The following is a 7391-nucleotide window of genomic DNA, read 5'->3' on the forward strand; positions in this document are numbered from 1 at the left end:
TCATGCGACAGGGCATCCCGCCCTGCTGAATTCTGCCTCCACCACGCATACGCCGGGGCCGGGTTCGCCGGTGATGCTGTCGGGTCAGGGCTCGCGGGTCTGGGGGCTGTGGTTCGGGTCCTGGTCACCGAGGTGGCTGTCGCGGTGGTCGGGACGAGGCGGGGCACCGGTGAGGGTGCAGCCCTGGCGCGACAGGTCCAGTTTCGATCCCTTGGCCAGACAGTCAGTGATCATGTAAACCTGCTGGCCGTAGCTACGACCCTTCGTGGACGTCACTTCCCCGTTCGTGCCCACTTCGCAGGGGTTGTTGTCGGTGCATTGCTCGCCGTCGTCGTTGTGGGTGTTGTGGATTCCCACGACCGTGGTGCTGTCGGGGGCCAGCAGAGCCGAACCGGAGTCGCCGTGCCAGGGGGCGCAGTCATCCATGGTGGTGTAGCGGATTGAGTTGTTCATCTGGTAGCCGCCTTCCCGTAGGCGTGGGACTACGGCTTCGGCGGTGCAGTGGTAGCGGGCGCCGAGGGAGGCCACGGTCAGTGGGTCGCCTGCGCGCACGGGGGCGGACGCGAGCTGGAAGACCTTCGCGCCTTCGGCCTTCAACCGCGCGTAGGTCTTGTCCAGGCGGTAGAGCGCGATGTCGGTGCCGGTCATCGTCGCGTACACCAGCCGTTTCGCACGGGCCGTGGTCTGCGGATAGCCCTGACGGTCGACGATGGGCACCTCGCGGTCGGCAGGCTGGTCCACTGTCGCGGTTCCGGGCGCGGGCCACTGTCCCTGCACACAGTGACCGTTGGTCAGCAATAGCGCCGGGTCCTGTGGACGGGAGGCGGGGGTACGGACCACCGAGCCCGCACAGCCGCTCAGGTCAACCGACCCTTCCATGTCCGGGATCGGATCATCGGGGGGCACGTCGGTGCCCGTGATGATGTCGTTGATCCAGTCGGCGTGCCTGGTGACATCGGAGTACAGCGTCTTGCCGCTTTCGTCGGGGCCGCTGACCACACCTGCCACGGCCCACTGACCGCCCTCGCGGACCAGCGCAGGACCCCCGGAGTCCATGTTCGAGGCGGCGACGCTGCCGTCGGCGCTACCGACGCACAACTCCCCGACGTTGTGTGACGGACACGTCGAGATCGGCTGCACCACGGTGTCGGCCTCCCGCAGTCGCGTGGGGAAACACGCCGGATTGGTACTGTCGTCGCAGGTCATGCCCCAGCCCATGATACGGACGGGCGTGTTGTCCGGGGGTGTGGTGGAGGCGATCCGCACGGGCTTGGCCCGGACCGGGGTCCGCAGGTGCATCAACGCCAGGTCGCGGCCCCAGAACCCTCCCTCATCGCGACTGCTCGCCAGCCGGTAGAAGTGGTCGACTTCGGCGACCTCGCCGCCGGAGGTGGTGTCCAGTGACCCGACCCGGACCTTCCAGCCACGCGGGACACCCGCCTTCGCATTGGTCGGGTTCCGGCCGGCGCAGTGGCTGGCGGTCAGGACCCAGCGTGGCGCGAGGACCTCCACCCCACAGCCATGCCTGTCCGGGCGCGGCGGAGCGGGGTAGGACAGCTGGAACGAGCCCATGAACGAGTAGGCCCGGGTGGACTCGGCGCCACCCACGACTGCCTGCGCCGACAAGGGTGATACAAGGGCCGCGGCCAGCGCGATCCCCGTCGTCAGGGCGGCGGCCGCCCTTCGGCCTGTCGATGTGTGCATGCGCGGCTCCCCTTGCGTCTGCCGCCGGCCATCGCTCCGGCGGGCTCGTGCTGGGGACAGCAGTCGGCTGTCCCGTCCGGCACCGAGCCTGGACCCAGTGGCCCTCCGGGGGGTCTCTGCCGCGTATCAAGTTCGGCGCGGCAGCCGCTCAGTTGTGTATCAGCGAGTCCGGTGAACAGGCCCAGCGGGATGACCTTTGCCACCTCGGTGCCAACCTCGTTTTCCGGCATGGGCTCGGCCGCCGGCGGGTCAGGGACGGGCCGGTCGGTGGCAGTGGTCCGAGTGCGGGCAGCGATCCGCCGGTCCCGCTTCGAGCGTTTGGCCGGGCGGTCTTTCTCAGCGGCAGGGCCGTCGTGGCCCGTCTCGCCGTGGTGCCAGTGCAGCCAGAAGGGCTGCGAGGCGATCCCCACCACCTCAGGACCGAAGTCCATCAGCACACGCCGGTCCCGCTCCAGCCATGACTCGAAACCAACGTGCCGACCGTTCGTCGCCGCCCAGTACCAGCCCGAGAAGTGACGCTCACCACGCGACCACCGAAAAAGCCGTACCGCAGCCACGTCCTCGAACCGGGCCGTCACGCAGTCCGGCAGCGGACGCCGACGACGCTCGCGTACAGCATCCACGTACGACAGCTCGACGTACGGCTCCGCAAGACCCATACCGGCAGGTACGGCCATCCAGCACCCCCAGCGCATCACCCCGTACGACTAGGTTCGCTGGCAAGGAAGCCGGAACGACTGGGTTCGCTGTCAAACGCCTCGATTGGATGACAGCGGACAATGGACCAGATGGCTTTGTTCACGAGAACCGGCTCTGGTCCACTTCTTGTGGCCGAGTACGCAGCGTGACTGTTGCTCGGCGTTGGATGTCTGACGAAGTCGCCCGAAAATCGTCATGCCAGGGTGAAGTGGGGCCGAGAGTTCTGCCCCGTGAGCGAAGTACGGCCGCAGCTGGATGAGCTTCTGTTCGGGTCAGTGGAAAACGTGTCGGTGGGGTCGGTCAACGTGGCTGACACGGTCGTGTACGTCGAGGCACAGACCACGGTCAGTCGGGCGGCATGTCCGAGCTGCGGGTGTTGGTCAGGGCGGATACACGGCTCCTACCTGCGGTTTCCCCGTGACCTACCAACCGCTGGCAAGCTGGTCGTGGTGTCGCTGCGAGTACGCCGGTTCTGCTGCTCTGAGGAGTCCTGCCCGCGCAAGACCTTTGTCGAACAGGTGCCGGGGCTCACCCGTCGGTTCGGCCGACGGACGGAGCGGCTGCGTTCGACGCTGGTCTCGGTCGGGCTCGCGCTCGCGGGACGTGCCGGCGCCCGGATGTCGGACGCCTTTGGGGTGCGAGTCAGCCGGAACACCCTGCTGAGGCTGATCACCTCGCTGCCGGATCCGCCCGTCTCCACGCCCCGCGTGGTCGGAGTCGACGAATACGCTCAGCGCAAGGGCCGGATCTACGGGACCGTGCTCGTCGACGTCGAGACCCGCCGCCCCGTGGACCTCTTACCGAACCGGGAAGCGGACACCCTCGCGGCCTGGCTGGCCGAAAGGCCCGGGATCGAGGTCATCTGCCGGGACCGCGCCCGCTTCTACGCCGAAGGAGCCACCCGCGGCGCCCCACAAGCTCTTCAGGTCGCTGACAGGTGGCACCTCTGGCACAACCTCGGCGAAGCCGCCGAGAAGTGCGTCTTCCAGCACCGCGCCTGCCTGCGACCAGCACCGAAGCCGCTGGAGGAGCCCCAGCAGACGCCGGAACCGCCCGCGTTGTCGCCGTGGCCGACCGGGCACCGGTTCGCTGAACGGACCCGTGCCAAGCATGCAACCGTCCACGCGCTCCTGGCCGCCGGCCACAGCAAGCGATCTATCGCCCGGCAGCTCGGCATGGGCTTCAGCACCGTCCTCCGCTTCGCGCATGCCGCCAAGCCGGAACAGTTGTTCACCGGCCAGTGGCAAAGCCGCCCCACCAAGCTCGACGCCTTCAAGCCCTACCTCGACGAGCGGTGGCAAGAGGGCTGCACCAACGCCTGGAAGCTATGGGAAGAGATCAAGGAACAGGGCTACTCGGACGGCTACGGCAACGTGCGCGCCTACGTCAGCCGGAACCTACGCGGCAAACCGCAGCCTGTCGGCCCCCGACCGCCATCCTCCCGAACCGTCACCCGCTGGATCCTCACTCGTCCCGAAGGACTGACCGAGAGAGACCGGATCCAGCTCAAGGACGTATTGGCGAACTGCCCCGAACTGGACGCACTCGCCGGACACGTCCGCTCCTTCGCCCACATGCTCACTCAGTTGCAGGGCCACAAGCTGCCGGCATGGATCGAAGCCGCGACCGTCTCAGACCTCCCCAGCCTCCAGCGATTCGCACGGCACCTGGAGCGCGACCTCGACGCCGTCACCGCCGGACTCACACAGCAGTGGAACTCCGGAGTCGTCGAGGGGCATGTCAACCGGATCAAGATGCTGAAGCGCCAGATGTTCGGCCGGGCCGGCTTCGAACTCCTCCGCAAGCGCGTCCTGCTCTACTCGTGAAGCATGCAGTCAGGGGCGTATAGGGCGTCGCTGACCTTGCGACTGCTGGCGCGCGGCCTGAAGCCGCGGCATTGTCAGCGGACAGTCCACTCGTCTCCGGGGATGCAGTCATGCACGGTGTAAGCCCAGCCGTCGAATCGCGCGAAGACCGGCCGTGACAGAAGGATGTCGTCGGCTCGTTGCGCACGGAGCATGATTCCAAGCTCGTCCGACGCCGGATCGCCCTCGACGGAAAACGTGGGGTCCATGCCGAGCCCCTCCTGATACTCGTGGAACTCACCCGCCAGCTCGGATGGCACCCGTCCAACCAACTGAATCCCCTCCATCGAGACCAGTGGTCCACACAGTGCGTCAACGACTACACAGGCCAGCCCGCCGGATTGCCTGTAGTAGACGGTGACGGCCCTCGTGTACGCCGGGGTGGTTGTCTCACGAAAGACCGCCTGGAGCACAAGGGCGCCGTGTCTCTGGGGCATGGAGGAGGCGATTCCAGCGAACCCCTGCAGCTCCATCGCGGTGTCGGCTTCCTCGTGGCTCATGCCGAATCGGAGCGGACCCACGCTCTCGAAGGGGGTGTAGTGCCACTGCACTCGTTCGGAGTTGTTCACGACAGACCACATAGTCCGGCCATCTCACCACACGGCACTGACATCACTATCCGTGAGTCTCCACAAGAAGTGGACCAGAGCCCGAGAACCGACAGCAGATGTTCACCACTTCGGGAGGCACCCGGCACGTCGGGGATTCGAACGCTGCGTTACACACCGTGGCCGTGCACAGTCCCGCGCCGCGGATGCGAAAACACGTGGAAGGTCCGCCACAGAGCTGCGACGATGCCCCCTGCTTTCTTCGCGGAGGACATTTGTTCGTTTTCGTGTGTGCGGGATGTGGCGCCGAGCTGACCATCCCGCTGTCCCCGGTCGCGCTGCCGGTTCATGCCCATCAGAAGTACGGGAACGGGATCCAGCTCCCGGTGCTCATGGAGTCGGGCACATTCGCCGTGGAACCGGAGCCCTGGGGGCCGCCGTGGCGGAGGTGGGGGGAGATCGACCCGGACGAGGCGGCGGCCCGCGGTATCTACGCTCCGCTCTACGCCTTGTCCGACAGCGCACCCGGCACCGTCGTCATCGCCCCCGGGGATACGCGCGGCACCGTGCTCATCCCGCACGAAGCCGGCGGCTACTGCTGCGGCCTCGACTGGGGTGACGGCTCCAACCTGGCATGCGAGGCGTGCGGCCTGCCGGTGGCGAGCCGGATCGACGACTGCTCCCTCTGGCAGGCGGTCTGGCTCGCGCCGGGCGCCGTGAACCGCCTCCCCGTGGACGACACCGACTCCGACTCCGCAACCCTCTCCTGGGAGGAACTCCTGGAGGAGGGGGTAGCCACGCCCCCGATGGCGCCGATCAGCAGATGGGGCTCGCTCCTCGGGCTGGACCACTGGTGGTCATGGAGCCCACAGTGGGAAGCGGCAGCCGGTCGGGCCCTGGCCCACCTCCTGGCAGCTTCCGACGGCCGACCGGTGACGGTCCCGCCCGGCCTGACCACGGAAGTGTTCCAACGCGCCCTCGACGCCCTGCTGCCCGCGGACCAGCCAGCGCGACGCGCCGTCCTGGCCGGTCCGGGGCTGTCCGCCCCCGGCCCGGACGCCGACATGATCCTCGTGCCGACCCACCCGCAGACGGGAGAACTCTGGAGCCCAGCCGGCCCGGACGCACCTGCACGCCCGGTGCCACTGCCGTTCGGGATATGGATGTGTATGGCCTTCCCCGAACCACACCTCTACCTCCCCACCTCGGGAACCATGCCCGACGGCGTACTGCGCGACGACCCACCCCCGCCACGCTCCCACCACCTGTTCCGAGCCGACCCGGGAACCTTCCAGCACACCCTGGTCCGATTGCCGGCGGTCCGCAGCCCGTGGCTGCGCGAGATCCTCGACAACCTCACGCACCACATGCAAGCCGGTCTCTTCTAGCTGACTGCCAGACGACGCCGGTACTCACGCTCCGGAGCTGCGCAATCGAACAGCACCAGGTAGTGGTGCCTCCCGAAGTGGTGAACATCTGCTGTCCGTTCTCGTGAACAAAGCCAGACCAGCGGATCCCCGCCGCACCCACACCATCAGGCGACGAGAGGACCTCGCAGCGATTCACGAACTGCCGTTTCAGATCGTCTATACAGGTCCAAAGGGCTGACGTCGCTCAACTTCACCTATTGGTAGGCCGCTGAGAGTAGCCTCGCTTAGCGCGTGCCAGCGGTGTTCGAACCTGTGGCGCTGTTTCTCCAGGTCGCGCACGTGGATGGGCTTGTTGTACTGGGCTGTTATGCCGCGTTGTGCAAGCTCCTTAACGACGCATTCGAGGGCTGGATGGTCATCGGCGGCTCGTTGCTCGGCCCAGACGATGTATATCCGAAATTGCAGAAAATAACGGGCCAGAGTCTTTGCTTTGAGGGGCTGGTTTTCACCGTCCACGATCCCCTGGCGGGCGAGATACGCCGACAGCTCGGCGGCGGTTGGCTCTCTTCCCTGCTGGTGCTGAAAGTCCTGCCAAGCAAGGAGGTAACGATCGACCGAGGACAGATTGCGCAGCGGTGACATCGTTTCCTCCTCCAGCCTAACGACCTCCCGCGAAGAAGGGGGCTCCGTTTCCTGGCCGGTGGCCGGGGAACCCTCGGGCACTACCGCAGTCGTACCGTCCGGGGCCAGGGTGCTCGACGCTGCCCCCTCATCGGTGACGGATCGTCCCACAGACGGTTCCTCGTTCCACTGCCGGTGCTCCTGCTCCAAAGCGCAGGAAAGGTCGAAGGGCGGCTCGTAGGACGGGTCGTAGTCAACCTCGTAGAGGGTGTTCCTATGGGGGGCCGTGAGCCACGGGTTTCGGTTGCCCGGGACCTGGTCCTGCTGTGGTTGCGCCTGCTCCACAGGCTCGGGCGACTGGAGGGTTTGGGGCAGAGGGAGTTGTTCGGCCGACTGCTGCTGGGGAGCCGCAGCCAGATCCGGCCCCGCGCCGTGTGGCACCTCGAACTGCTGCGCCTGCTGCGGCGCGGGCGGGAACAGCGCGGGCTTGATGCCGGCCGCCGCCAGACCCGAGGGGGCCGTCTCCGTCAGCGGGACGCCGTAGCGGGCGAGCCGCAGGGGCATCAGGGACTCGACCGGGGCCT

The 7391-nt window shown here is 67.2% G+C and carries 4 protein-coding genes and 2 pseudogenes; 2 read left to right on the plus strand and 4 right to left on the minus strand.

The genetic code is table 11. The annotated features are described in order from the left end of the window. Window positions 1–84 precede the first annotated feature (84 nt). The gene (locus tag ABZT12_RS35270) at window positions 85–1704 is read right to left on the minus strand and encodes a trypsin-like serine protease (protein WP_356392606.1); all 1620 of its coding nucleotides are present in this window, start codon (window positions 1702–1704) and stop codon (window positions 85–87) included. Between the two features lie 365 nt (window positions 1705–2069). Beyond that, window positions 2070–2381, minus strand: a pseudogene (locus ABZT12_RS35275) (hypothetical protein); the annotation flags it as partial. Between the two features lie 327 nt (window positions 2382–2708). Here ABZT12_RS35275 and ABZT12_RS35280 point away from each other — a divergent pair. Next, window positions 2709–4229: an ISL3 family transposase gene (locus tag ABZT12_RS35280; protein ID WP_356392609.1), complete on the plus strand. Its 1521-nt coding sequence runs from the start codon at window positions 2709–2711 to the stop codon at window positions 4227–4229. Between the two features lie 74 nt (window positions 4230–4303). On the opposite strand, the gene ABZT12_RS35285 is transcribed toward ABZT12_RS35280, so the two are convergent. Next, the gene (locus ABZT12_RS35285) at window positions 4304–4837 is read right to left on the minus strand and encodes a hypothetical protein (RefSeq protein ID WP_356392611.1); all 534 of its coding nucleotides are present in this window, start codon (window positions 4835–4837) and stop codon (window positions 4304–4306) included. 254 nt (window positions 4838–5091) lie between these two features. On the opposite strand from ABZT12_RS35285, the gene ABZT12_RS35290 reads away from it, so the two are divergent. After that, window positions 5092–6204 (plus strand): hypothetical protein, encoded by a 1113-nt coding sequence (locus tag ABZT12_RS35290; protein ID WP_356392613.1) that lies wholly within the window; start codon window positions 5092–5094, stop codon window positions 6202–6204. A gap of 198 nt (window positions 6205–6402) precedes the next feature. Here ABZT12_RS35290 and ABZT12_RS35295 read toward each other — a convergent pair. Then, window positions 6403–7391, minus strand: a pseudogene (locus ABZT12_RS35295) (hypothetical protein); the annotation flags it as partial.

Origin of the sequence: Streptomyces sp. NPDC005423, from assembly GCF_040606415.1 — a bacterium.
In the GTDB taxonomy this organism is placed as follows: domain Bacteria; phylum Actinomycetota; class Actinomycetes; order Streptomycetales; family Streptomycetaceae; genus Streptomyces.

Coding starts and splice junctions, on each gene's coding strand:
- ABZT12_RS35270 (WP_356392606.1), bottom strand. CDS start 1,704: ATGCACACATCGACAGGCCGAAGGGCGGCCGCCGCCCTGACGACGGGG.